This window comes from Pseudalkalibacillus sp. A8, from assembly GCF_045920555.1.
In the GTDB taxonomy this organism is placed as follows: Bacteria; Bacillota; Bacilli; order Bacillales; family Fictibacillaceae; genus Pseudalkalibacillus.
This window is the reverse complement of sequence record NZ_CP174509.1, coordinates 5,307,381-5,330,448: the sequence shown is the minus strand read 5'-3', so window position 1 is coordinate 5,330,448 and position 23,068 is coordinate 5,307,381. Positions and strand designations below refer to the sequence as shown.

Here is a 23,068-nt window from a genome sequence, read left to right as displayed (position 1 = left end):
AGTGTTTACAGTTTTTGGTAGAATATTATGTTATAACATTACTACAAAGGGAGTATTGAGATGACAACGTATGATAAGTATCCGGAAATAAATGTTAATGGAAAAAATTTATTTACTTGCGAAGGATATGAAAAAATCGTTACTGAGTTACAGCGAAAGTTAACTAGCTTTCCAGATAAACAGATTTTGGTAATAGATTGTTATCCTGGTGTTAGATATCAAGAAATTTTAAATGATTTAATAGAGCCTCTAAAACCAGATTTACTTATTCACTCAGATGATTTGGCCTATTCTGGTGAAGAAATTTCGGAAAAAATCCAAAGGAACTTAACGGATGATCGCGTGTTCGGTGTTTTATCATGCCATAGGCTGGAAGAGTTTTTCGACGAGAATAAAGTCGGAAATGCCAGGGAGAATATTGAGAATATTCAATCAGGATTAGTTGTCATTTACGGAGTCGGTGCGTCGTTGGTTCATGAACCAAATATTTTAATGTACTTAGATTTGGCTCGATGGGAAATTCAGCAAAGGTATCGATCAAAAGAGATAGGCAACTGGAAAATGGAAAACATTGATGAGGATATTTTAAGGAAATACAAAAGAGGGTATTTTGTTGAGTGGCGGGTAGCGGATCGACATAAGAAAACATTATTTGAACGTATGGACTTCCTGTTAGATACAAATAAAAAAAACAGTCCCAAAATGATTTCGGGTGAAGCGTTCCTAGAGGGACTGAAACAAGCAGTTAACCGCCCCTTTCGACTTGTTCCATACTTTGATGCAGGCGTTTGGGGCGGACAATGGATGAAAGAGGTTTGCGATTTGAATCGTGAACAAGCCAACTATGCATGGAGTTTCGACGGTGTCCCAGAAGAGAATAGTATTTATTTGAAATATGGAGATATAAAAATTGAGGTGCCATCTCTTAACCTAGTATTCAGACATCCGACTGAGCTGTTAGGTGATAAGGTTCATGCAAGGTTTGGGACAGAGTTTCCTATTCGTTTTGATTACTTAGATACAATGGGTGGAAGTAATTTGAGTTTGCAAGTACATCCATTGACTGAATACATTCAAGAAAATTTTGGAGTCGCCTATACACAAGATGAAAGTTATTATTATATGCAAGCTAAAGAAGATGCTACTATTTATTTAGGCTTGAAAGAAGGTGTAGATAAAGAAGAACTCATACGGGATCTAAAAAGAGCTGCTGCTGGAGAAATTACTTTTCCTGATGAAAAATATATTAACAGAATACCAGCAAAAAAACATGATCACTTTCTAATTCCTGCTGGTACAGTTCACTGTGGTGGAGCAAATGGTGTGATTTTGGAAATAAGTGCAACCCCTTACATATTTACCTTTAAACTTTGGGATTGGGGAAGAGTAGGCCTTGATGGTTTACCTAGACCTGTTCATATAGAACATGGTGAAAAGAATATTATCATGGAACGAGATGAAGTATGGGTAGAAAGAGAACTAGTTAATCAAATAGAAAAGATTGAAGAAGGTGAAGGATGGGTTGAGGAGAGAACTGGGCTTCATAGTACGCAATTTATTGAAACAAGACGTCATTGGTTTACAGATAAGGTTACCCACCATACTAATGGAAGCGTAAACATGATGAATCTGATCGAAGGTGATGAAGTAGTCATTACAAGTCCTGAAAATACTTTTGAACCATTTTATGTACATTATGGTGAAACATTTATTATTCCAGAAAATGTTAAGGTGTTTGAAATTGCACCTTCAGAAAATGCGAAAGCAAAGGAATTTGCAACTATTAAAGCCTATGTAAGATAAAAAAGGAGTGTTCAAAATGGGGAAAATGAAAAAAATTATGGTCTTACTTTTAGCGATGTTTGTCCTTTTATCTGTGGCAGGGTGTGGAAAAGAGCAGGAAGCAAAAGATAGCAAAACGGTGGAAATGCATGCGGATAAAGACTTAGAAAATGATATGAAAACAGCCAAACCAATTTTAAACGAGAAGTCGGGACTTGATTTAAAAATTGTTATTACCCCTGATTACACTGCGTATCAAACCAACATTCAACAATCACTTGGTACAAACAATGCTCCAGGGATTTTTACTTGGTGGGCAGGATCACAATTAGAAACACTAGTGAAAAATGATATGGTAGAAGATCTGACAGATCAGTGGAATAAGTATTATCTTAAGAATGGAGTTAGTGAGGAAGTTGCCAAAGCATTAACAGTAGATGGGAAAATTTATGGAGCACCATTAAATATAATCTATAACGGAGTTTACTACAATAAAGAAATATTTGAAAAATATGGACTAAAAGAACCAACAACATTTGAAGAATTTCTTGCTTTATGTGAGACCTTAAAGAAAAAGGGTATTACTCCTATCGGTATTGGGAATACATGGCAATCTTTTTCCTGGCCACAAGCATTGATGGGAAGCATGGATCCAGATCTTTATGACGAGTGGACAAGTGGTAAAATTCAATTTACTGATAAACGAGTGAAAAAAGTATTTTATCAATGGATAGACATGGTTAAAAAAGGTTATTTCTCTAAACAAGAGCAAGATCAACCAAAAGATTTTGCTACTGGAAAAGTAGCAATGATTTATAATGCAACTAATTTATTGCCTGGTTTTAGAGATGAGTATGGAATGAAGGCTGGAAAAACATTTGATATTTTCACACTTCCATCTGCAACTGCTGAACAAAAATCAACGATTTTCTATGAAGTAGCACCATTTCTTGTTGCTAAAAATAGTGACCAAAAAGAAAATGCGAAAAAGATTTTACAACATTACTATGAAAAAGATGTACAGCAAGCTTATGCAGATAAAACAGGTACGTCTTCTATATCATCAGTTGAAATGAAGGACTCTATTAGTAAAAAAATGTCTGAACAGGCCAATGACACTACTAATTATAATTTGAAGCTTAGATATTATGAACAATTTGCACCAGCTGTTGTTAATCTGTCTATTGATGAATACTGGAAAATTTTCGCGAACCCTACAAAAGAACAGGTAGATAAGAGTCTCGAAGCTATTCAAAAAGAACAAGATAAGCAAAAATAAAAAAGGGTGATTATGTTTTTTATCAATCCATTTATGAGGGGTGTATTTTTATTTAAAAGGGGAGGCTTAATTATGCAGGTATTAACGAGCGAGAAAAAGAAAAATGAGGTAATAAAAAAGATAGTGCCTAATCAAAAGGGAAGGGGGAGACTAAAAAAGATAGTACCCTATCTATATATATTACCAGCAGCTATTTTAGTTTTTACCTTTTTTGTAAGTTCCACTATATTTACCTTTTATACCAGTTTTACTGATTGGAATGGTATGGGTGAAATGAATTTTGTGGGTCTAACAAACTATATTGAACTTTTTAAAGACGGCTACTTTCTACATGCTATACTTAACACGCTCATTTGGGTAATAGCCGCCTTTATTATACCAGTATTGATTCCTTTAGTAATGGCTATTATGATCTTTAACAGTCGGCACGGTACAACATTTAAAAATTTATTTTATCTACCTAATGCAATATCACCAACTATCGGTTCTCTCATAATAATGGCACTTCTTTCTACGTACGGTCTTCCAAAATTACTGGGAATGTTAGGTTTTGAATCTTTGAATCAAGACTGGTTAATTATTCCTTACGTTAATACATTTGTAATGATTGGAGCAGGTGTGTGGCAAGGGATTGGCACAAATTTAATTTTGTATATTGTTGGGCTTAGTAATATTCCTACTGATCCGATTGAAGCTGCAAAAATAGATGGTGCCTCAGGATTTAGGCTTTATAAAGATGTTGTCATCCCGTTACTGAAGCCAACTCTAGTCATTGTATTATTAATGTCGATAATTGGGAGTTTTAAAACATTTGATGGGATTTGGGTAATGACCGCAGGGGGACCTTATCGTACATCAGAAACCCTTGCAGTAACCATGTACAAAGAAACGTTTGTTAATGGTAAATATGGATATGGTTCTAGTGTTGCAACCGTATTATCTATCATTGTTTTATTTATCTCATGGTTTTATCTTAAACGTACATTTAAGGGAGAGGAAGTATAATGGAGGGACTTCGAAAGAGTAATTCGAAATTATTAAGTGTTGTACTTAGTATACTTGCTTTTTTGTGGGTTTTCCCATTTCTATTTGTACTGATTAATTTCGCAAAAAGTGGAACAGTATATAATTTAGGGGATTTTTGGGATATTCCGAAAGAATTCTCTATAGGTGAAAATATAGAATATATTAATGATAGAATATCAATCTATATTAGTTTCTTTAATAGTTTATTTTATGGTGTTGCGGGCTCTGTGTTATCCATTATTATTGCTGCTTTAGCAGCATATGGTGTTACAAAGTTAAATATAAAAGGAAAGTTTTATTGGTTTTTATTAATATACAGTGGTACAGTTTTTCCTTTTCAGATGTACTTAGTTCCCATATATCGTGCATATGTAAAGACAGGATTATATGATACTCAATTTGGAATGATACTGTTTTATGCAGCTATTAGTATCCCATTTTGTACATTTGTTTTGAGGAATTTTTTTCAAGCAACTTCAAATTCGTTGAGTGAGGCTGCAAAGATAGATGGAGCTTCAGATTTTCAGATTTTTTATAAAATCTATCTTCCAATGTCAAAAGCACCAATAGCAGCATTGTTTTTATTCCAATTTTCTTTTATTTGGAATGACTTGTTGTTTGGACTTACCTTCAGTAAATCAGTGGGTGTACGACCAATAATGCCTAACTTATCAGCTTTAGCTGGAACAGGTGGTGCAATTGGTAACGTTCCGGCCATGCTACTTGCTTGTCTGGTTGCATCAATCCCAACAGTATTTATCTATTCAGTGCTAAATAAACACTTAGAAAAAGGATTTGTAATGACAAGTAAATAGTGTTATCTATTTTACCTACTAAGCTTTGATTAATAGAATATATATGAATTTATCATTTAGGGGGAAGAGTTCAGTTATGAAAAAAGAACTATTATTTATTCACCATTCACATACAGATATTGGCTACACAGAGAGACAAGAGAAAATTACTCGTTATCATGTTGACTTTATTAAACAAGCAATTGAAATTTGTAACAAAATTGAAAAAGGAATCAAACCAGAGTGGGAAGGATTTCGTTGGGTTTGTGAAAATACATGGCAGGTGGAACAATTTTTACAAAATGCTTCAGAGCAAGAAAAAGAAGATTTTAAGTACTTTCTTAATAAAGGGTATATAAATATTTCAGGAAATTATTTAAATATGACTGAATTACTAGATGCTGATATTTTGACAGAAAAAATTCGTCGAGGTGTAGAGACTGTTTCCACATATGGAAAGAAACCTGTTTCTGCAATGACTGCAGATATCAATGGTTACGCGTGGGGATATGCAGATTCTCTTTATGATAATGGAATTGAACATTTATTTTCATGTATACATACACATCATGGAATGTATCCACTTAATAAAAAGCAAAATGCTTTTTATTGGGAATCACCCAAGGGGAATAAAGTATTAACTTGGGTTGGAGATATGTACTATATCGGTAATGATGTTTGTTTCGCCCCTCTTGGAGGTAATAGTTATAACTTTAGAGGCGATGATATGGAAAATTATGTTTACACAGATACTATGAAAGTTGCCGAGACAAGAATATTCCGTTATCTTGATGAGTTAAAAAAAGATGGTTATGAATTTTCTTTTGTCCCATTTACAATCTCTGGTGTCATGACTGATAACGCACCACCGAATGGGAAAATCATGGAATTTATTCATTCTTGGAATGAGAAACATGGTGATGATACTCCTGCAAGAATGGTATCACTAGATGAATTTTTTGAAAAATTAAAAAATGAATCTATTGATATTCCGACATATCGTGGAGATTGGAATGATTGGTGGGCAGATGGTGTTGGTTCTACAATGGCTGCAGTGAAAAATTTCCGTGAAGGACAGCGTAATTATCAACTAGCAAATAAACTAGCGAATAAAAATATTAAGCTGAATGAAGAGTTGAAAAAAGAAGTAGAAGATCAATTATTACTTTATGCAGAGCACACTTGGGGATACTCATCATCAGTTTCAGAGCCATGGGCGACGCTGGTGAATGATTTAGACTTGCGTAAAACCGGTCATTCAATTCAGGGAACCGTAGCTGCAGCAAAAAATTTAGATATCTTACTAGAACAAAAAGGCGCTGTTTCAATTTCAACCAATCATAATCAACAATTTAAAATTATTAATCCGCATGAAGAAAAGATGAAAGATACTGTTAAATTATTTGTAGATTTTTGGGAATGTATTGAAGGAAAACCAGCTGAACCAAGTAATTTTGATAATGAGATAGAAATAGTTGATGAAGAAGGAAGAGTGTATCCATCACAATCAATAGTTGTTGCGAGAGGAATTGATGTAGAAGTACTTGTTGAGTTAGATGCAAAAGAAGAAAGGTTACTATCTATGAAACGGAAAGAACAACAAGAAGTATTTGTTCCGAAACGAAAAGCGGTAATTGGAGCAGAAGGTGTAAGGGATATCGTTCTGTATGAAGAAATGGAATCGCTAAAAAATAGTTTGTATCAAGTTCGTACTGAGTACTTTACAATTATGTTAGATGAGGAGATTGGCATTCAAGATATTCTTGATAACGCTGATCAAAAATCGATATTAAATGCTAAGTGTAAACATAAAGCTTTTTCAGGTATTTATGAGAGAACCCCAATTCAAACAGATCCATATATGGAGCGCCGATTAATGGGGAGAAATCGAAAATCTCCATCAACAAAACGCTTTGTATCTAAAGTAAAAAATATTAGTAAAGTAATGGACGGTGATTTATTTACAACAATAGCAATTGCTTTTGAACTAGAAGGAACAGAAATCTATGAAGTACATATAAAAGCATATTATCAACTGCCTAAATTAGATTTTAGTGTCCGTTTGCATAAAACATCTAGTTGGAATCCTGAAAATCTTTATCTGTCACTACCATTTTCAACAAATGAAACAGAAGAACTATGGTTAGAGAAATCTGGGTGTGTTATTCGCCCTGGCATTGATCAGTTGCCATACTCTAACACAGAATTCTATTTACTACAGGATGGACTAGCGTACATTTCTAATAATAAAACTCTACAAATTGCATTGAAAGATGTACCTTTAGTTACTCTTGGAAACCTTGAAAGCCACCCAATTGTACTTGCAGATAAGAAAGAAGAATTGCAACATCAACCTTTATATTCATGGGTAATGAATAATTTTTGGGAAACTAACTTTAAAGTAGACTTATCTGGTTTTTATGAATTTGATTATTCAGTGAAATTACAAAATCAGTCCCTTTCCCCAAAAAACGCAATTAAAAATTGTAAGGAAGTAAATCAAGGACTGATTGGAATTCGCGTGAAATAGGAGGGCTGACTAATGGAAACGGGCTATATGGCGTAACGCCAGCGAAACGGAAAAAAACCACGCTAAGGATTTTTGAATCATTTTAGTCCCAGTTTAAATTGTGTTGTATGTCAAAGTAAGTCATTTCAGTAAGTTGTGTTGCATTAGCAGCCGTTTTCATTGATGCTTTTAGGTTCTAATGCAACACAAATGATGTTGTGTTGTATTAAATGATCCTTAACGGGGTAAAAGCCATAGCATTTCAGTCGAAATTTGCTTAACGTGGTTTTTTTCCAAAATGGTGGCGGTACCCCTATATGATAATGGAGGGGAGATAGCTATGAAAAAGGAATTGTTATTTATTCATCATTCTCACACAGATATTGGCTATACAGAAAGACAGGAAAAAATTGCTCGTTATCATGTTGACTTTATTAAACAAGCAATTGAAATTTGTAACAAAATTGAAAAAGGAATCAAACCAGAGTGGGAAGGATTTCGTTGGGTTTGTGAAAATACATGGCAGGTGGAACAATTTTTACAAAATGCTTCAGAGCAAGAAAAAGAAGAATTTAAATATTTTGTTGAAAAAGGGTATATAGATATTTCTGCCAATTATCTCAATATGACAGAATTACTTGATATTGATATTTTAATAGATAAGATTGGCCTTGGCATCGATAATGTATCTTCGTTTGGTAAGAGACCTATATCTGCGATGACAGCTGATATTAACGGATACGCTTGGGGGTATGTTGATGCTCTTTTTAATAACGGAGTTGAAAACTTATTTTCATGTATTCATACACATCATGGGATGTATCCTCTTAATAAAAAACAAACTGCTTTTTACTGGGAATCGCCAAATGGAAATAAAATATTAACTTGGATAGGCGAGCACTATCATACAGGAAATGAACTTTGCTTTGCACCAGGTGCAGGAACCACCTATACATTTAGAGGAGACGATGTAGAGGGCTTCGCTCATACAGATGAAATGAAGGTGGCTGAAACAAGGGTATTTCGTTATTTAGAACAACTAGAAAAAGAAGATTATGAATTTTCCTTTATCCCATTTATGATTTCGGGTACCATTACGGATAATGCACCTCCGAATGGGGGAATTATGGAATTTATTCATTCTTGGAATGAAAAATATGGTGATTTAGCACCTGCAAAAATGGTCACTTTAGATGAATTTTTCACCCTCTTGAAAAAAGAAGCTACAGATATTCCAACATACCGTGGAGATTGGAATGATTGGTGGGCGGATGGTATTGGTTCTACAATGTCTGCTGTAAAGAGTTTCCGAGAAGGGCAACGAAATTATCAATTAGCAAACAAGCTTTCTAATGAAACTATCAAACAACATGAAGATTGGAAAAAAGAAGCTAAAGATCAGTTATTATTATACGCTGAACACACTTGGGGGTATTCTTCTTCTATTTCAGAACCGTGGGCAACACTTGTAAATGATTTAGAGTTACGTAAAACGAGTCACTCAATACAAGGTGCTGTTGCTGCAGCAAAAAATTTGGATCATTTGTTAGCACAAAAAGGAGAAGTCTCAATTTCATCTAAACATCTACAAGAATATAAAGTTATTAATCCGCATGATGAGAAGAAAATAGATACTGTTAAATTATTTGTTGATTTCTGGGAAAATATTGATGGGAAACGTGTAGAACCAAAAAACTTTGATAAGGAAATTGAAGTAGTGGATCAAGAAGGAAATGTGTATCCATCTCAATCAATTGTCATTGCTAGAGGAATTGATGTAGAAGTACTTGTTGAATTAGAAGCAAAAGAAGAAAAAACACTTATGATGAAACGTAAAAAGCAATTGGAAATAGTAACACCAATAAGAAGTGCTTCTATAGGTGCGGAAGGTATAGATGACGTTGTTTTAAGTAAAGATAGAAAATCATTCAGCAGTAGCGTGTATGAAATCAATACGCAGTATTTTACCATTAAAATGAGTGAAGAAAAAGGTATAGAGGATATTGTTGATAAGGTAGATCAAAAATCATTATTAAATTCAAAACATAGACATGAAGCTTTTTCTGGAATCTATGAACGAACTCTTATTCAAACAGACCCTTGTAATGAGAGACGTGTAATGGGAAGAAATAGAAAAGCACCTTCAACAGAACGATTTGTGTCTAAAGTGAAAAACATAAGTAAAATAATGGACGGGGATTTGTTTGTAAGCATAGCGATTGCTTTTGAATTAGAGGGAACGGAAATGTATGAAGTACATTTAAAAGCTTATTATAAGTTACCAAAGATAGACTTTAGTATTCGTATTCATAAAACATCTAGTTGGAATCCGGAAAATCTCTATCTATCATTGCCATTTTCAACAAATGAGACAGAAGAGTTATGGTTTGAGAAATCTGGTTGTGTTATTCGTCCAGGTGTTGATCAGTTGCCATATTCAAATACAGAATTTTACTTATTACAGGACGGTTTAGTATTTATTTCTGATAATAAGGCACTACAAATTGCATTGACAGATGTTCCATTGGTTACGCTTGGAAATCTTGAGAGCCATTCAATTGTACTTTCAGATAAGAAAGAAGAATTGCAACATCAACCTTTATATTCATGGGTAATGAATAATTTTTGGGAAACTAACTTCAAAGTTGATCTATCGGGTTTTTACGAATTTAGATATATATTGAAATTACAACATCAATCACTTTCCCCAGATCAGGCATTAAAAAATTGCAAGGAATTAAATCAAGGTCTTATTGGAATTCGCATAAAATAGGAGGTCTAATCGATGGAGCAGGGTTACATAGTAATGGATGTAGGTGGTACAAACATTAAAACAGCAGTATTGAACTATGATGGGATACCTGTTTTTCGTGATACCTTTGATACCCAAGCCAATGAATCAGCAGGAAATATTGTGAATAACTTTGTCTCAATCATTCAACGTTTGAACAAAAAAAGTAAATTAGACATTATTGGTATTGGGATGGCTTTTCCAGGTCCATTTGATTATGAAAATGGTATCTCATATATGCAAAACTTAGGGAAATTTGATCAATTATACAAATTACCATTTAAAAAACTTTTGCAGGAAGTTATCCAAAAAGAGGGGGAATTTAAAAAAAATATACCTATTATTTTCGGAAATGATGCAACGCTATTTGGTTATGGTGTTGCACACTTTGATTCCGTGCAACTTGGAGAGAAAATATTGTGTATTACATTAGGTACAGGGTGTGGTTCAGCATTTATGGAAAATGGAAAAATTTCTAATGAAAATGGGATTCCAAAGAATGGATGGATTTATAATGTTCCTTTTAAGGATGGTGTTATTGATGACTATTTATCTGCTCGTGGATTAATGAGAATTGTTGATGAAATGAAATTGAAGGGCTACTTAGACGGGTCAGAACTGTTTCAAGCGAGTAAAGCTGGAGATCGAAAGGCTCTAGAGGTATTTGATAAATTTGGAGAAATCGTTAATAGTGCGATAACTCCCTTTATAACATTATTTCAACCTGAGAGAATTGTGTTTGGTGGACAGATAGCCAAAAGTGGAAAATACTTTTTGGAATCTCTTCAAAAGGAAAATAGGAATATTGACATTGAATCTTTAGTTGACAGTTCACTGTACACGATGCAAGGATTGTTAATTGAACTAAAGAAATATTCATGATGTTCCATCGCTAGGAAAGTGTTTACTCAGAATGTTATGTTAAATTAAAGAGAACCATATATTCTTAGAAAACTTTCTTTGCACGGAAGATAGTGAACGCCCCCCCTTACTTGGTAGAATGAGAAAAGGGGTCGTTCACATCAAGGGACAGGGGGAGGTAGAGGCCAATGAAAAAAAGCTTTTTTCTATACTATAGTTTAGGAAAATTTCATCCCTATTCTATTTCCGTTCAGAGAATGGGACGGATTGGTAATAAGTGAAAATAGAATAGGTTTTTTAGAGGATAGTATACCTGCTGTCCGCCATAAAAGGGGTAAGTCCGAGATAAATCCAAAAAACGTCATGTAAATGGAATTAAATGTAAATACCCATAATAGTTCTGAAAATTTCCTATACAAAGCTGACCTAGAGATATTCGTTATTTCGCAAATTTGTTTTACAGTCATTTGACCTTCTCGATAAAGTTTTATCGCATGGTTAATCCCTGCATGTTTTGTGTGATACTTCTTTACTCTTCCACGATATTTCCCTTCCTTTTTAGCTAAATCAATTCCTTCACGTTGGCGCATACGAATCAAGTCCGTTCTAATTGATTGACTCCACCCATGACCGTCATTAAAAATTGACTATATGGATTATCTTCCGATAAATCTAACCAAGTGTCTTTCAAGGACTTTAAGTTCGCCTTCTTTTGTTTTATGTAATCCACTAATTCAAATAAATCTCTCGTACTGCTAGTGATTCGAGTAAGGTCTGTAACAAATATGATGTCACCTTTATGAAGTGATTCCAACAATTTTTGTAACTCTGGTCGATCTTGTGTCGCTCCGGACAATTTTTCTTCAAAAATGATGTCCATTCCTATCTCATTAAGCTGCTGAAACTGCCTTGCAGGATTTTGATCAGCAGAACTAACTCGTATATAACCAATTTTCCTCATTTTTTCACCTTCTATTTTGGAACAAGTCTTATGGGACACCCCTAACTATCATTCTTCTGTAGTATCAGATAAAATAGAGGATTCAATATCTAATGGTCCGTCAATTCGTAGTTATACTTCAGGTTACGCAGCACCTCAGAATATCATTGCTGGAGTAAAAACTAAATACGAAGGAAAATTTATTGGTACTTCATCTGGTGGTAGAATACGATAGATTGTGGTAGAATTTATCGAAAACATAAGGTTGTTGACTAAATATGAAAAAGATGTTAATAGCGGTTTTATTGCTTCTGGTCAGTTTAGTTTATATGGTTTTTCAGGTTACAAAGAGTGTTGTATCTTCCCGAGTTTTCCATAGAGGCTGATAACCCTGTAAGTTTTCATTGGAACTACATAGAAATAAACACAGGGTTTCAACCTGGTGATCCTGGTTCAGTCTATCACTTATCAATGATTCCCGTTTATATTCTGGTGTTAATTGCATTGATTCTGACTGTTATAGCTTTTAGAAAGAATTCTGATAAATAAACATGAAATAGCGTCCGTTTCATGAGTTTGGAGGCTTTTTCATTCTTTCACTCTCTCCTAACAAGGAAATTTTTTTATAGTTCGCGCAAATTCACTTTATGATAACTATATTTGTATATGGGGTAATCGTCTTGAAAATTTGCTTAACGTTGTAAATCCGCATTTTCCTGATGCTACCCCAAGTGGATCGACGAATAGATAGGTATTCTTCTACAATTTGTTTCACTATTAAAGGGTATTTTCCAAGAATAAGAGGGTCATTCGCATTGATTTGAAAAAAAATTCTCTAAGACAATGGCGAGTTCATTGTTGTAAGGATTATTGTTTAATATTCCTTCTGCCCGGAACACTACCATTCCATAATTCGTATCCTCAAGCTCTACTAAAGGAGTTAGACGGACTTGCAGTACTTCACGTTCAAAGCGAATCAGTTCCTCGAATCGCTGTTTACCGTGCTGTACCAATTTCCAATCTTCGAGAGGAAGTGGAACGTAAAAATGGAAGTCATCTGTGACTAGTGCAAGAAAATCTGCCGTTTGGCCTTCTTCAATAGCACGGCGAAAGGATTGAAAAGCCTGATGGCTCCGATTCTGGGTGGATCCTTCCGATACCTTCGTTATATCGGCTTGCTGTTTTTTCATAAATTCATAGCCTCCTTCAACTATTTACACTCTACTGTATCATTTAAACTTAAAATCTTTTATTCAAGATTTATACTAGCAATGGGCATGCTAATGACTCCGACTTGTTTAGTTAAGGTTCCTCTTCGCCACTGGTTTAATGCTTACCTTGAATGACCTTAAGTAAGAACCACAGGTTACCATCCCTTCATGGATCAATCCAAAGTTGAGCAACTCGCCCGCCCGATTAAAGGTGAGCGGTCCCAATTGCAGCGGTCATGTCCCGAACGTTCTAGCGAATCCTGTTGTTATAAGAACCAGGTGGAATGTCGAACAGTTCCTCAGGGATGGCCTGCACCTGCTGTAGTAGCACTTGACGTACGGTTTTTGCCGTGTTGATAATCATTTCATTTCAGACATGTTGATGTTCTCCTTTGCAATGAGAGACGCTTGATATGTTCCTAGTATAGGTCTTATGGAACTTTCCATCAATGAATGTCAGTAGATCCTTTTTGAGACGGTCAGCAGGGGTCATGTACTAACCATACGGACCGTTTTCATACACGATAAACTGATTATTCAGTACGAGCTGTGCTGAGTTTACCGTTGCCCCAATCTTTATAGAAGAGGCGTGTATCACCATGGGCTTCAAAGTATGGCATATTGTTTACCTCCCTACACTTTTTGATATTGCAGTACTTTTAAAAGACATGAAATGGTTGTAAAATGCATCGTTTCATGAACGGTGGCAAAGTTGAATACCTTTCCAAACGTTTCGAATTTCAGTGGTCCCACTTCAATAGGTGGATCCATTTGTTGATCAAATGTGTTAGAAGGTATATCGGAAAAATTAGAAAGCTGCCTTGATAGGTTTTCAATAAGTTCTTCTTTGGTCGGACGTATGGAACCCCAATCAGATGGCTGCGTTCCTATGTTAAATAATTGTGCGTAGTTATCTGGAAGTCTGGAATTAATCGGTAAACCTAATGAAAGATAGTACTCATTGGTGAAGGCAATATGTCCGACATTCCATCTAATCGTATTGTTGAATTGATGGGGTTGAACGTCAAATAGCTCCTCAGGAATCGATTGAACCTGTTGAATAACCATTTGGCGAACAGATATAGCCGTACTTAACAATGCATTTGACATCATAAAAACCTCCATTCATTTTTTGAAAAATTCAAATAACCGATTACAACGCAAGTATATCTAGCCCCCAGGAGTTTATCAATGCAGTGTTTCTTATGATTATGATAAGTTATAATTATGAAAATATTTGGAAGGGGTGTTAACATGGAATTGCGGCAGTTGGAATACTTCATGGTCATCTGCGAGGAACTTCATTTTTCAAGAGCAGCAGAGAAAATCATGGTTTCTCAACCGAACCTGAGCCAGCAAATCAAGTTACTAGAAAGTGAGTTGGGTGTCCCCCTCTTTAATCGCATCGGCAAACGGATCACCATAACAGAAGCCGGAAATCTGTTATATGAACAGAGCAAGCATATTTTTTCACATTTGAAGCAAGCTCAGGAAAGCATTTCGGAACTGAAACAAATTAAAGGCGGTTCTCTCACCATTGGGATCTTACCCGGAGATGCTGACCTTATGTTCAATTCATTGCTTTTAGATTTTCACAGTACCTACCCGAATGTTTCCTTATCATTAGTCGAAACAATGAAAGTCGCCGAACAAGTCATTGAAGGAATGATTGATATTGGTGTGACGACATCCCCTAACCCGGATGAAAGAATAGTACAAATACCTCTTTTTTATGAAGAGTTTTCTTTAGCGGTTGCCAAAGAAGCGCCACTTGTAAAGAAAAGGGCCATACAACTTAACGATTTACAAGAGATGAAGACAGTGATGTTTCCACCTGATCATCAGTGCCGCAAATTAATTGAGCTTTATTGTCAAGAATTAGGATTCCGAATGAAACCGAAAATTGAAACAACGACCTTATCATCATTGATTACCATGGTTGAAAAGGGAATTGGAGTAACTGTTCTGCCTAGACTGTTACTTGAAAATCTTCATAATAAAAACATTCAAACGATCAGAATAACGAATCCCACACCAGGTCAGGATATTTGTCTTATATATCGGACTGATAAATACTTAGGATTTGCTGCACGGACGTTTATACAAGCAGTCAGGGAATACATTCAAACCGCCAAAAAGAATGCACTGACTTCTTAACTACCGTCTCGAATAGGAAATCAATTAAAAACTACTTTAAATGCCAATACTACTGTCTCATTACTACTGTCTATATGATTGCATTATTTCGCATGGATTTAGATAATACAAAAACCCCCGATATCTACGGCTTAACGTACACATATTAGGGGTTTTTCGCTTATATTTTTCTTAACAGGATTATTCAAGAAAAGGGCGCTTTTCTGAAAGTGTCTTTCTTCATGAAAAGGGCCAGATTGTGGTGCGAAACGTTTCTAACCTAACTTGGGAATGGTCACATTACCCAGATAAAAGTTAGAGAATTTCTTGAATTGAAGGATTATGTCAAAAAGTTAAATGATAGAGTAACGTCTTGAAGGGCTCTCTGCGTCGAATAGCACTTGATTTAGTAAGAATAATAGTGTTATAAGCTCGGCAAAAAGGCGTAAGAATTTACCGTATCAGTTCGGCTGACGAAAGCCTACCCGCGGGGGTGGTGTAAATCATGATGCTTGAGTTGAATGAATAGGGTGAGAATGCAAAAGAACCTAAAGTAAAAGGTTAAGCTGACGAACTTCTTAATGTACGGGTCTAGACTGGCGATACATAGAAATGTGTATATCACCTAATGTGAGGTTAGCAGTGGATAAGTAAGACTCACAATTATGAAAGTCCATGATGTGTTACAGGCATATGAACGGCTAACAGGCTTACAGGAAGCACCTAAGTTCATTCTATAATAGATATAATTCAACGTTGTAAGCTGATAACGTGGAGGGCTTACTCCCAACGAAGCGTTGATGAGGAAAATAATAGTGAGAATAGCTATTATATAACTCATCTTTATATTAGTAAAAGTGGTGGCACAGTACTGTCGAAGTGTCTAATCAACATGGAGGGATAGCCACTAGACTAATGAAGTTTTATTTAATCATGTAAGGCAGTTCTTTATCGGCTAATAAGGTTCTCGTAAGACTAAAAGAGGTTCACCTCCTACGGGAGGCACCGACTTATTGAAACGGAAGAATTGAAACACAGTGAGTATCACGAACTCAAAAGTGTTAATGGTCAAATTGAATTGGATTAGTTGGCACGCCGTATGAGATGAAAGTTTCATGTACGTTGTAAACGAGGGGAAAAAGGGGCGATAACTTCAAACCTTTACCTATTCGTATGAGTAAGGAAGGTAATTAGATGGTTCATCTTGAAATTGTAAGTTATGCCAGAACAACACGCCGCAAATGAATTTTGACCAAAGGGATTATCTATTAAAGGGATTATCTATTAAAGGGATTAAATTGGAGGGAATAGAAAATGGATGTAAAGACACTTTTGTTACAACAATGGGCAAGCTGCTTAGATGAAGAAGACTGGTTTCCACCACTTGAAAAAGTGCTAGAGGATATTACTTTTGAACAGGCAATTTGGAAACCAGCTGATGGGGCAATGAATTCCATTTGGGAATTAGTTTGTCATTTACTTTTCTATGAAAAGAGATTTCTGATGCGATTTCTTGGTGAAACAGCGAATGAACCACAGGCAGAAAATAATGAATCTACATTTCGATTACCAACTGAGACGTTAGAAAATTGGAAGGAAACAAAACAAGAATACTTTTATGTTCATCGTGAACTTGGAAAAATACTAGCAAAATCAGAACATGAAGATTTGTATAGACAGATCCCAGGAGAAGATAATTCATTAGTGCTTGAACTGAAGAGTTTAGCAATGCACGACGCATATCATATTGGGCAAATTGTATCCCTAAGTAAAATGCAAGGAGCTTGGGCAGGGAAACGCAGCTTTTAAAAAAACTTCATTAGCTTTACAGTTATTCCATTATAGGGCGCGAGAGCTGAAGATCAACTTTCTTCAGCTTTTCCTTTATTCAAGTGTTGGTCAGTTCAATAGAATAAGTTGGTGTATTCTTTGTGAATTAGGAACACGCCTTTACTTTTATCACGTAATGATTAAAACTCGAAAGCATTGTTTTTGTAACATTCGGTAATGTAGGGCATTTTTGGATCAGGGACTAACACTTTACAATAATCATCTTGTACTGCTGATCGCTCTTCCCCGCGACGATGTATTTTGGTTCGATCTCTTGTGCTATCGTAACGATAATAGATGAGTTTCCCATTAAATTGATATTCTGTAATAATAGGATCTCCTAAGGTGGTAAATTGCACAAATCGTATAAAGTCGGGTTTATCATTTGCTACGTTTTGTTTGAACTTCTTTAGTTTTCTGTTTTGTTTAGGGGTTCTGTCTTTTCCAAATAGAATATCACCATTTTCGATTGCATCCTTTTTGGTATAGTTTTTCGGAACTTTGTTTGTAAGCTTTTTCCCGAAATTTCTGATCTCTTTTTCAAGAGATTTATCGACTGGTCTCTTTATTAAGTTATCGCCATTTGTATTATTTACATATATAAAGTGATACTTAAAGCGAGATCGCATCTTACCGCCTTTTATCTTATATATATTATTTGCTTTTTCTTTAATCTCTTCAGCTAATTCCTTATCATCTTCATCATTTCCCTGTATTGATGTCGAAATAATAAATTCAATTAATGTCCCAGTATACATGGGTGATATAGTATTTACAACTTCAAATTCCTTTAAACTATTTTCCATTTTGTTAACGATTAGATTGATTTCATTCTCACTAACTTCATGAATTGTATTTTTCGTTATGGCAACTGCTGGTTGCATTGATACAAAGAATGAACAATAAACAAAACTTAAAATAATTATTATGTTTCCAAGTATTTTCATCATTATATGGTACCTCGACAAAATATTTTTAAACCTTAAATTTCCAAAGTTATAGGATTAATTTTAATCATATGTTAAATGTTTATTCTACAAAGTTGGCGATTACATAATAATACTGTTTCTTTATATACTAGGTACTTTAAACGAATAATATTTTGGAATTCTAAGAAAAATCACTGTTTGTGAAAGGTTTCGTTTTTTATTTAAAGATCAGATATTTATAAAACGATATTCCATTAAACCAGCTAATAGTTTGTCAACATTTTTCAATGAAAAATAAAATTTAGCCATGGTATACTAAAAATACGCATGCTAAATAACCTTCCACTAACTAATGATTGGAAGGTTTTGTCTTATTTAGTTGGAAATCTTAATTAGGCTATATCTTGGAAAGTGGTTCTGTTTTTTAATATGGCATAAATCCAATGTAAGAGCTTATTTACACAAGCAATAACGGCTACTTTATAAAGTTTGCCTTCCTCACGCTTCTTATCGTAAAACGCTCTTAATCTTTTGTTTCTAGGGATGATTTCATCCGTTGTTTTCTGTTTACGACAGTCACGAATACCAGATCGAACTGCCATATATAAGGCGTGCCGCAACCTACTTGATCCACGTTTTGTAATCCGAACGAGAGTAGCTTTAAATTTTCCTGATTCAAACACTTCTGGATCAACTCCAGCGAATGCGACAAGCTTTTTTGGGTGATTAAACCGATCTATCTCACCAATTTCAGAAATGATCGTGGCAGCGATTTTTTCTCCGATACCAGGGATAGATTGGATAATCTTATATTCTTCAATTTCCTTTGCGAGAGTATCTATCTCAGCCTCCAACTCTGATAGATGCTCTTTGTATTGAAGAAGCATATGAATATACATACCAAGACTCAGTAAATGACTCTGATATAGTGTCTTTTGAAATGGATTCCGTGCTGCTGCTCTCTTAAGATCTTGAGCTTTTTCTTCTGCCCATTTCTTTGAGCGACTTTTACAGAATTCCTTGATTTTATTTGCCAAAGTATCTTCACTAACAGCTAAAATATCTTCTGATGCTGGGAATTCTTTTAAAATAAGCAGAGACACAACCGAATATAAGTCACCAAAAACCCCTCTGTATTCAGGAAATATTTGATCTAGTACTGCTTGAAATTGCAGCTTGTTTTGAACATATATTCCTGTCATATTCTCATGTTGCCTTGTGAGATTACGAAGGTTTAAGAGTTGAATTCCGCGTTTCTTATATGGCTCTAAATCCTCTTTGTAATAAAGCTCACAAAGACGAAAGGCATCAATGGCATCGGTTTTAACTTTTCGTAAACTAGAACTTTTGGCTCTGTGAGAGATTAATGGATTAACGATTATTAATAAATATTGATGTTCATCTAGAAACTGAACAACTGGTGTATGATAATGTCCAGTAGCTTCTAAAACAACCGAAGGTTGAATACCAGTTTTATCTTTTATGCCCTCCAGAAACTCAAGTAATAATGCTAGCCCATCAAGATCATGTTTGATACTAAAACTTTTACCGTAAGGTTTTCCCTTATCTAAAAAAGCCTGAACTTCACTTTCTCCTTTTGAAACATCCAGACCAACGACTGGATTCATTCTCAATCTCCTCCTCAAATTGAACTTGCCAGTAGCCCCTATTTCCTCCTAGTAGTATCATAGCTTCGCTTGTTATACGAGATCTAGGTCCCAACCAGCCTTAAACATGTTTCTACCAGTAGGGGGTGAACGGTTTAACAGACGGGATCTAAGTCCCACGGGCGCTTACGTTCTACCCTGGCTACTGTTATAATAAGACCATATAAAAAATGGTCAACCAGAAATATTTTCTGGCTGACCTTATAATACGAAAGAGCGCTTTTCTGCAATAAGGAACGTGTCTTTCTTCATGAAAAGGGCCAGATTGTTAAATTGATGTTTTAGGTTGGTGACATTGTATGGGGGAAGATTTGATTGTTCTTGTTTTGATTGTGCTTGTAGCTTCGCTATTACAGGCAAGTACCGGTTATGGTTTTTCCATTATCGGTACTCCTTTTTTATTGCAAATTTATTCTGTGCATACAGCGATCCAAATTAATATTATACTTTCAATTTGTCTTTCTGCTTTTATGATATTTAAAATTAGGAGAGAAGTAGATAAGACTCTGTTAATTAGACTGATAAAGGGTAGTATTGTGGGGTTAATTTTCGGCATTTTTATTTATCTTTTTGTAGATATTCAACTACTGAAAATAGCAGTTGGTGCTCTGATCCTTAGTTTAACGGTACTTCTTATTTTTAAATTAACGCTAGACCGAACGAAAAATAAAGATATTATAACAGGTGGAGTTTCAGGATTATTAACAACAAGTATTGGTGTACCAGGTCCGCCACTATTATTGTATTTTTCTGGGTCTAGAGTAGATAAAATTACCCTTCGTAGTACGACATTGGCTTATTATCTTTTTGTTTACTTTGCTAGCTTAGTTATGCAAATATCGTTTGGCGGAACTAGTAAAGAGGCATGGATATCATCCTTGTTGGCTATCCCACCCCTTTTTGCAGGAATCTTATTAGGGCAGTTACTCTTTAAATGGATTAGCCAAAAAACGTTTCGAATCATTACATATGTAATTTTGATATTTACAGGGGCTTATTTAATCGTTACTAGTATAATTTATAAATTTATATACTGATTTAAAATTTATTAAGCAATCGGGCGCTAATCAGAAATAAGGATCAGCGCTCATTTTCCATTTTAGGTCCATATTATGGAATAAGGCAGGAAATTAATTGGATAATCTGGAAATTATAAGTTATGCCAGAAAAGTGCAGGTTAACGGAATTAAGTTCAAGAAATTATGAAGATGGAAAGGCAAGCTACTTTTGATCTTTTACATCAAGTTAAAGCATTGCTTGATAAAGAATAAAAGCTAGAAGTTACAATGAAGTGGGGAATATTATTAAGAAAGGAAGTGCAATCCGATGGATTTCGAAACAGTTATGCAGGAACTGGAAGAACTAGGTAATAAACGAATGAAAAAGACTTACATAAGCAATGGTGCACATGAGCCGCTTTTTGGAGTGGCTACTGGAAAAATGAAGCCGCTCGCAAAGAAAATCAAGAAAAATCAGCCTCTGGCTGATCAGCTTTACGCCACCGGGAACTATGATGCTATGTATTTTGCCGGCATCATTGCGGACCCAATGTCAATGACTGAGGCGGATTTTGATCGTTGGACAGATTCGGCGTATTTTTATATGCTGTCCGATTATGTGGTTGCCGTAACATTGGCAGAAACCGATTTTGCGCAAGCTGTTGCCGATAAATGGATCGCGAGCGGTGAAGAACTTAAAATGTCGGCAGGCTGGAGCTGTTACTGCTGGCTTTTGGGAAATCGCCCGGACAGCGAATTTAGCGCTAGTAAAATTGCCAATATGCTTGATCAGGTGGAAAACACGATTCACGATTCTCCAGATCGAACAAAATCCTCAATGAATAATTTTATCTACACAGTCGGGATTTCCTATGTGCCACTACATGATAAGGCGGTTGAAACTGCAAAGGCAGTAGGGCCAGTCGAAGTCAGGCGAGGCAAGAAAAAAAGCAGTATCCTGCTTGCATCCGAAAATATACAAAAGGATATAGATAGAGGGCTGCTTGGTTTTAAACGCAAAAATGTAAGGTGTTAGCTTTGTTTGTAGGTAAGTACACAAACGGGCGCGAGAGCTCGATCCATCATTCGAATATTGCTGACAAGTAAGGATCGGTGGCTATTTTGCATGAAAAGGGTTAGATTGTTAAATAAAGTTACTGTATTTTTATAGTAAAATATTGGGGTATTCTACAAAAAGAAAATAGATGTCAGACTTCGTACTGTACACATATAGTTCAAATTTTAAAAAATGAGAATAGGAGTTTTTTTACCTTGATTAGTGTAACAAGAGGCTGTCCTAAAAAGGCCCTGACCCATCCAACAATATATGGAACCATCTCTATTTAAGGTCCTAATATAATGTGTTTAAGTGGTCGGGTCCTTTGGTTTGAGACAGCCTCTTGTAACTATTTTTTATTAACAACTCTTAAATAAACGCCCTATCTTGTTACACTCTAAAGCAAACCAAACTTCACCGTTTTGGTCACATGCAATGCCATGCGGTTCTGCTTGTTGTGTAGGAATCTCAAATTCTGTAATCGAATGATCAATTGTAGAAAATCTACCTATTTTATTTGCTCCCCATTCAGTAAACCATAATTCTCCGTCTTTACCAGTTGTAATAGCATGTGGACGTGCATCTGGAGTTGGAATATCATATTCGGTAATTTCTCCAGTAGTAGTAATTCGACCTAACTTGTTTCCCATAATTTCGACAAACCAGATTGCTCCATCATTGCCACTGGTAATACCCACTGGCCCTGCTGCTTTTGTAGGCAAAGGGTATTCCGTTATCTCCCCCGTATTAGTAATTCTTCCTATCGCATTGTTTTGATTTTCAGTAAACCAAAGTGCACTATCAGAACCTAGAGTAATAAACGAAGGAAAAGAACCCTTGTTTAGCAAATCATATTCGTGAATAGAACCTTTAGGCGTTAATCTACCTATGCGATTCCCATTCATTTCAGTAAACCATATATCCCCGTTTAATCCTTCTGCTATTCCATAAGGAGCAGAGTCTGGTTGGGGAAGAGGATATTCATTAAAAACACCTTTTGATGTAAACTGTCCTATTTTATTAGCACTATTCTGAGTAAACCATATGTCACCACTAGCAGCTAAAGTTAAACACATCACTTTTGCATTAGGCGTAGGAACTTTAAACTCTTTTACCTCACCAGTCTTATCCAGACAGCTAATTTTATTTGCTTTATGTTGTGTAACCCATATATTTCCATTTTGTGCTGAAGCCATACCATATGGACCTGAGTCTGGAGATTGTAAATTATACTCTCTTAAATCAAATTTCATCTAAA

General features: G+C 35.4%; 16 protein-coding genes and 1 pseudogene. 11 read left to right on the top strand and 6 right to left on the bottom strand.

All coding sequences use genetic code 11. The features are described 5' to 3' along the window. Positions 1-60: 60 nt before the first annotated feature. The 7 genes from ACJROX_RS26745 to ACJROX_RS26715 all read left to right on the top strand — a co-directional run bounded on the left by ACJROX_RS26745 (position 61) and on the right by ACJROX_RS26715 (position 11,063). Positions 61-1,803, top strand: a complete 1,743-nt coding sequence (locus tag ACJROX_RS26745; RefSeq protein WP_408008230.1) for a class I mannose-6-phosphate isomerase — start codon at positions 61-63, stop codon at positions 1,801-1,803. A gap of 16 nt (positions 1,804-1,819) precedes the next feature. After that, on the top strand, positions 1,820-3,061 hold the full coding sequence (locus ACJROX_RS26740) for an ABC transporter substrate-binding protein (protein ID WP_408008229.1): 1,242 nt from the start codon (positions 1,820-1,822) through the stop codon (positions 3,059-3,061). A gap of 72 nt (positions 3,062-3,133) precedes the next feature. Further along, on the top strand, positions 3,134-4,066 hold the full coding sequence (locus ACJROX_RS26735; RefSeq protein WP_408008228.1) for a carbohydrate ABC transporter permease: 933 nt from the start codon (positions 3,134-3,136) through the stop codon (positions 4,064-4,066). After that, positions 4,066-4,902: a carbohydrate ABC transporter permease gene (locus ACJROX_RS26730; protein WP_408008227.1), complete on the top strand. Its 837-nt coding sequence runs from the start codon at positions 4,066-4,068 to the stop codon at positions 4,900-4,902. Before ACJROX_RS26735 ends, ACJROX_RS26730 begins: the two co-directional genes overlap by 1 nt. A gap of 76 nt (positions 4,903-4,978) precedes the next feature. Next, positions 4,979-7,411, top strand: a complete 2,433-nt coding sequence (locus ACJROX_RS26725; RefSeq protein WP_408008226.1) for a glycosyl hydrolase — start codon at positions 4,979-4,981, stop codon at positions 7,409-7,411. Between the two features lie 319 nt (positions 7,412-7,730). Further along, a complete protein-coding gene (locus ACJROX_RS26720; protein WP_408008225.1) occupies positions 7,731-10,163 on the top strand; it encodes a glycosyl hydrolase in 2,433 nt (810 codons plus the stop codon). A 12-nt stretch (positions 10,164-10,175) separates the two neighbouring features. Continuing rightward, complete coding sequence (locus ACJROX_RS26715; RefSeq protein ID WP_408008224.1) at positions 10,176-11,063, top strand: ROK family protein; 888 nt, start codon at positions 10,176-10,178, stop codon at positions 11,061-11,063. Positions 11,064-11,437: 374 nt separating this feature from the next. On the opposite strand, the pseudogene ACJROX_RS26710 reads toward ACJROX_RS26715, so the two are convergent. From ACJROX_RS26710 to ACJROX_RS26700, 3 genes and pseudogenes are all read right to left on the bottom strand, one after another. Then, a pseudogene (locus ACJROX_RS26710) lies at positions 11,438-12,003 on the bottom strand (recombinase family protein); the annotation flags it as partial. A gap of 785 nt (positions 12,004-12,788) precedes the next feature. After that, positions 12,789-13,172, bottom strand: coding sequence for a nuclear transport factor 2 family protein (locus ACJROX_RS26705; RefSeq protein ID WP_408008223.1), 384 nt, complete (start codon positions 13,170-13,172; stop codon positions 12,789-12,791). A gap of 654 nt (positions 13,173-13,826) precedes the next feature. Then, a complete protein-coding gene (locus ACJROX_RS26700; RefSeq protein ID WP_408008222.1) occupies positions 13,827-14,303 on the bottom strand; it encodes a DinB family protein in 477 nt (158 codons plus the stop codon). 144 nt (positions 14,304-14,447) lie between these two features. On the opposite strand from ACJROX_RS26700, the gene ACJROX_RS26695 reads away from it, so the two are divergent. Continuing rightward, positions 14,448-15,350 (top strand): LysR family transcriptional regulator, encoded by a 903-nt coding sequence (locus ACJROX_RS26695; protein ID WP_408008221.1) that lies wholly within the window; start codon positions 14,448-14,450, stop codon positions 15,348-15,350. 1,293 nt (positions 15,351-16,643) lie between these two features. After that, positions 16,644-17,138 carry a DinB family protein gene (locus ACJROX_RS26690; protein ID WP_408008220.1) on the top strand — a complete coding sequence of 165 codons (495 nt, stop codon included), beginning with the start codon at positions 16,644-16,646 and terminating at the stop codon, positions 17,136-17,138. A gap of 161 nt (positions 17,139-17,299) precedes the next feature. On the opposite strand, the gene ACJROX_RS26685 is transcribed toward ACJROX_RS26690, so the two are convergent. Then, positions 17,300-18,106 carry a DUF4362 domain-containing protein gene (locus ACJROX_RS26685; protein WP_408008219.1) on the bottom strand — a complete coding sequence of 269 codons (807 nt, stop codon included), beginning with the start codon at positions 18,104-18,106 and terminating at the stop codon, positions 17,300-17,302. A gap of 374 nt (positions 18,107-18,480) precedes the next feature. Continuing rightward, positions 18,481-19,716 carry an IS110 family transposase gene (locus tag ACJROX_RS26680; protein ID WP_408008218.1) on the bottom strand — a complete coding sequence of 412 codons (1,236 nt, stop codon included), beginning with the start codon at positions 19,714-19,716 and terminating at the stop codon, positions 18,481-18,483. Between the two features lie 338 nt (positions 19,717-20,054). On the opposite strand from ACJROX_RS26680, the gene ACJROX_RS26675 reads away from it, so the two are divergent. Then, entirely contained in the window at positions 20,055-20,792 is a 738-nt protein-coding gene (locus ACJROX_RS26675; RefSeq protein WP_408008217.1) for a sulfite exporter TauE/SafE family protein, read from the top strand. Between the two features lie 289 nt (positions 20,793-21,081). Next, positions 21,082-21,789 (top strand): DNA alkylation repair protein, encoded by a 708-nt coding sequence (locus tag ACJROX_RS26670; RefSeq protein ID WP_408008216.1) that lies wholly within the window; start codon positions 21,082-21,084, stop codon positions 21,787-21,789. 380 nt (positions 21,790-22,169) lie between these two features. On the opposite strand, the gene ACJROX_RS26665 is transcribed toward ACJROX_RS26670, so the two are convergent. Then, positions 22,170-23,063, bottom strand: coding sequence for a streptogramin B lyase Vgb(B) (locus ACJROX_RS26665; RefSeq protein ID WP_408008215.1), 894 nt, complete (start codon positions 23,061-23,063; stop codon positions 22,170-22,172). Positions 23,064-23,068 lie beyond the last annotated feature (5 nt).

What these genes read in the sequence shown, in the direction of transcription:
- ACJROX_RS26730 (WP_408008227.1), top strand. Translation starts at nt 4,066, where the DNA reads ATGGAGGGACTTCGAAAGAGTAATTCGAAATTATTAAGTGTTGTACTT.
- ACJROX_RS26720 (WP_408008225.1), top strand. Translation starts at nt 7,731, where the DNA reads ATGAAAAAGGAATTGTTATTTATTCATCATTCTCACACAGATATTGGC.
- ACJROX_RS26725 (WP_408008226.1), top strand. Translation starts at nt 4,979, where the DNA reads ATGAAAAAAGAACTATTATTTATTCACCATTCACATACAGATATTGGC.
- ACJROX_RS26695 (WP_408008221.1), top strand. Translation starts at nt 14,448, where the DNA reads ATGGAATTGCGGCAGTTGGAATACTTCATGGTCATCTGCGAGGAACTT.
- ACJROX_RS26665 (WP_408008215.1), bottom strand. Translation starts at nt 23,063, where the DNA reads ATGAAATTTGATTTAAGAGAGTATAATTTACAATCTCCAGACTCAGGT.
- ACJROX_RS26680 (WP_408008218.1), bottom strand. Translation starts at nt 19,716, where the DNA reads ATGAATCCAGTCGTTGGTCTGGATGTTTCAAAAGGAGAAAGTGAAGTT.
- ACJROX_RS26705 (WP_408008223.1), bottom strand. Translation starts at nt 13,172, where the DNA reads ATGAAAAAACAGCAAGCCGATATAACGAAGGTATCGGAAGGATCCACC.
- ACJROX_RS26745 (WP_408008230.1), top strand. Translation starts at nt 61, where the DNA reads ATGACAACGTATGATAAGTATCCGGAAATAAATGTTAATGGAAAAAAT.
- ACJROX_RS26740 (WP_408008229.1), top strand. Translation starts at nt 1,820, where the DNA reads ATGGGGAAAATGAAAAAAATTATGGTCTTACTTTTAGCGATGTTTGTC.
- ACJROX_RS26735 (WP_408008228.1), top strand. Translation starts at nt 3,134, where the DNA reads ATGCAGGTATTAACGAGCGAGAAAAAGAAAAATGAGGTAATAAAAAAG.
- ACJROX_RS26700 (WP_408008222.1), bottom strand. Translation starts at nt 14,303, where the DNA reads ATGTCAAATGCATTGTTAAGTACGGCTATATCTGTTCGCCAAATGGTT.
- ACJROX_RS26675 (WP_408008217.1), top strand. Translation starts at nt 20,055, where the DNA reads ATGGGGGAAGATTTGATTGTTCTTGTTTTGATTGTGCTTGTAGCTTCG.
- ACJROX_RS26670 (WP_408008216.1), top strand. Translation starts at nt 21,082, where the DNA reads ATGGATTTCGAAACAGTTATGCAGGAACTGGAAGAACTAGGTAATAAA.
- ACJROX_RS26715 (WP_408008224.1), top strand. Translation starts at nt 10,176, where the DNA reads ATGGAGCAGGGTTACATAGTAATGGATGTAGGTGGTACAAACATTAAA.
- ACJROX_RS26690 (WP_408008220.1), top strand. Translation starts at nt 16,644, where the DNA reads ATGGATGTAAAGACACTTTTGTTACAACAATGGGCAAGCTGCTTAGAT.
- ACJROX_RS26685 (WP_408008219.1), bottom strand. Translation starts at nt 18,106, where the DNA reads ATGAAAATACTTGGAAACATAATAATTATTTTAAGTTTTGTTTATTGT.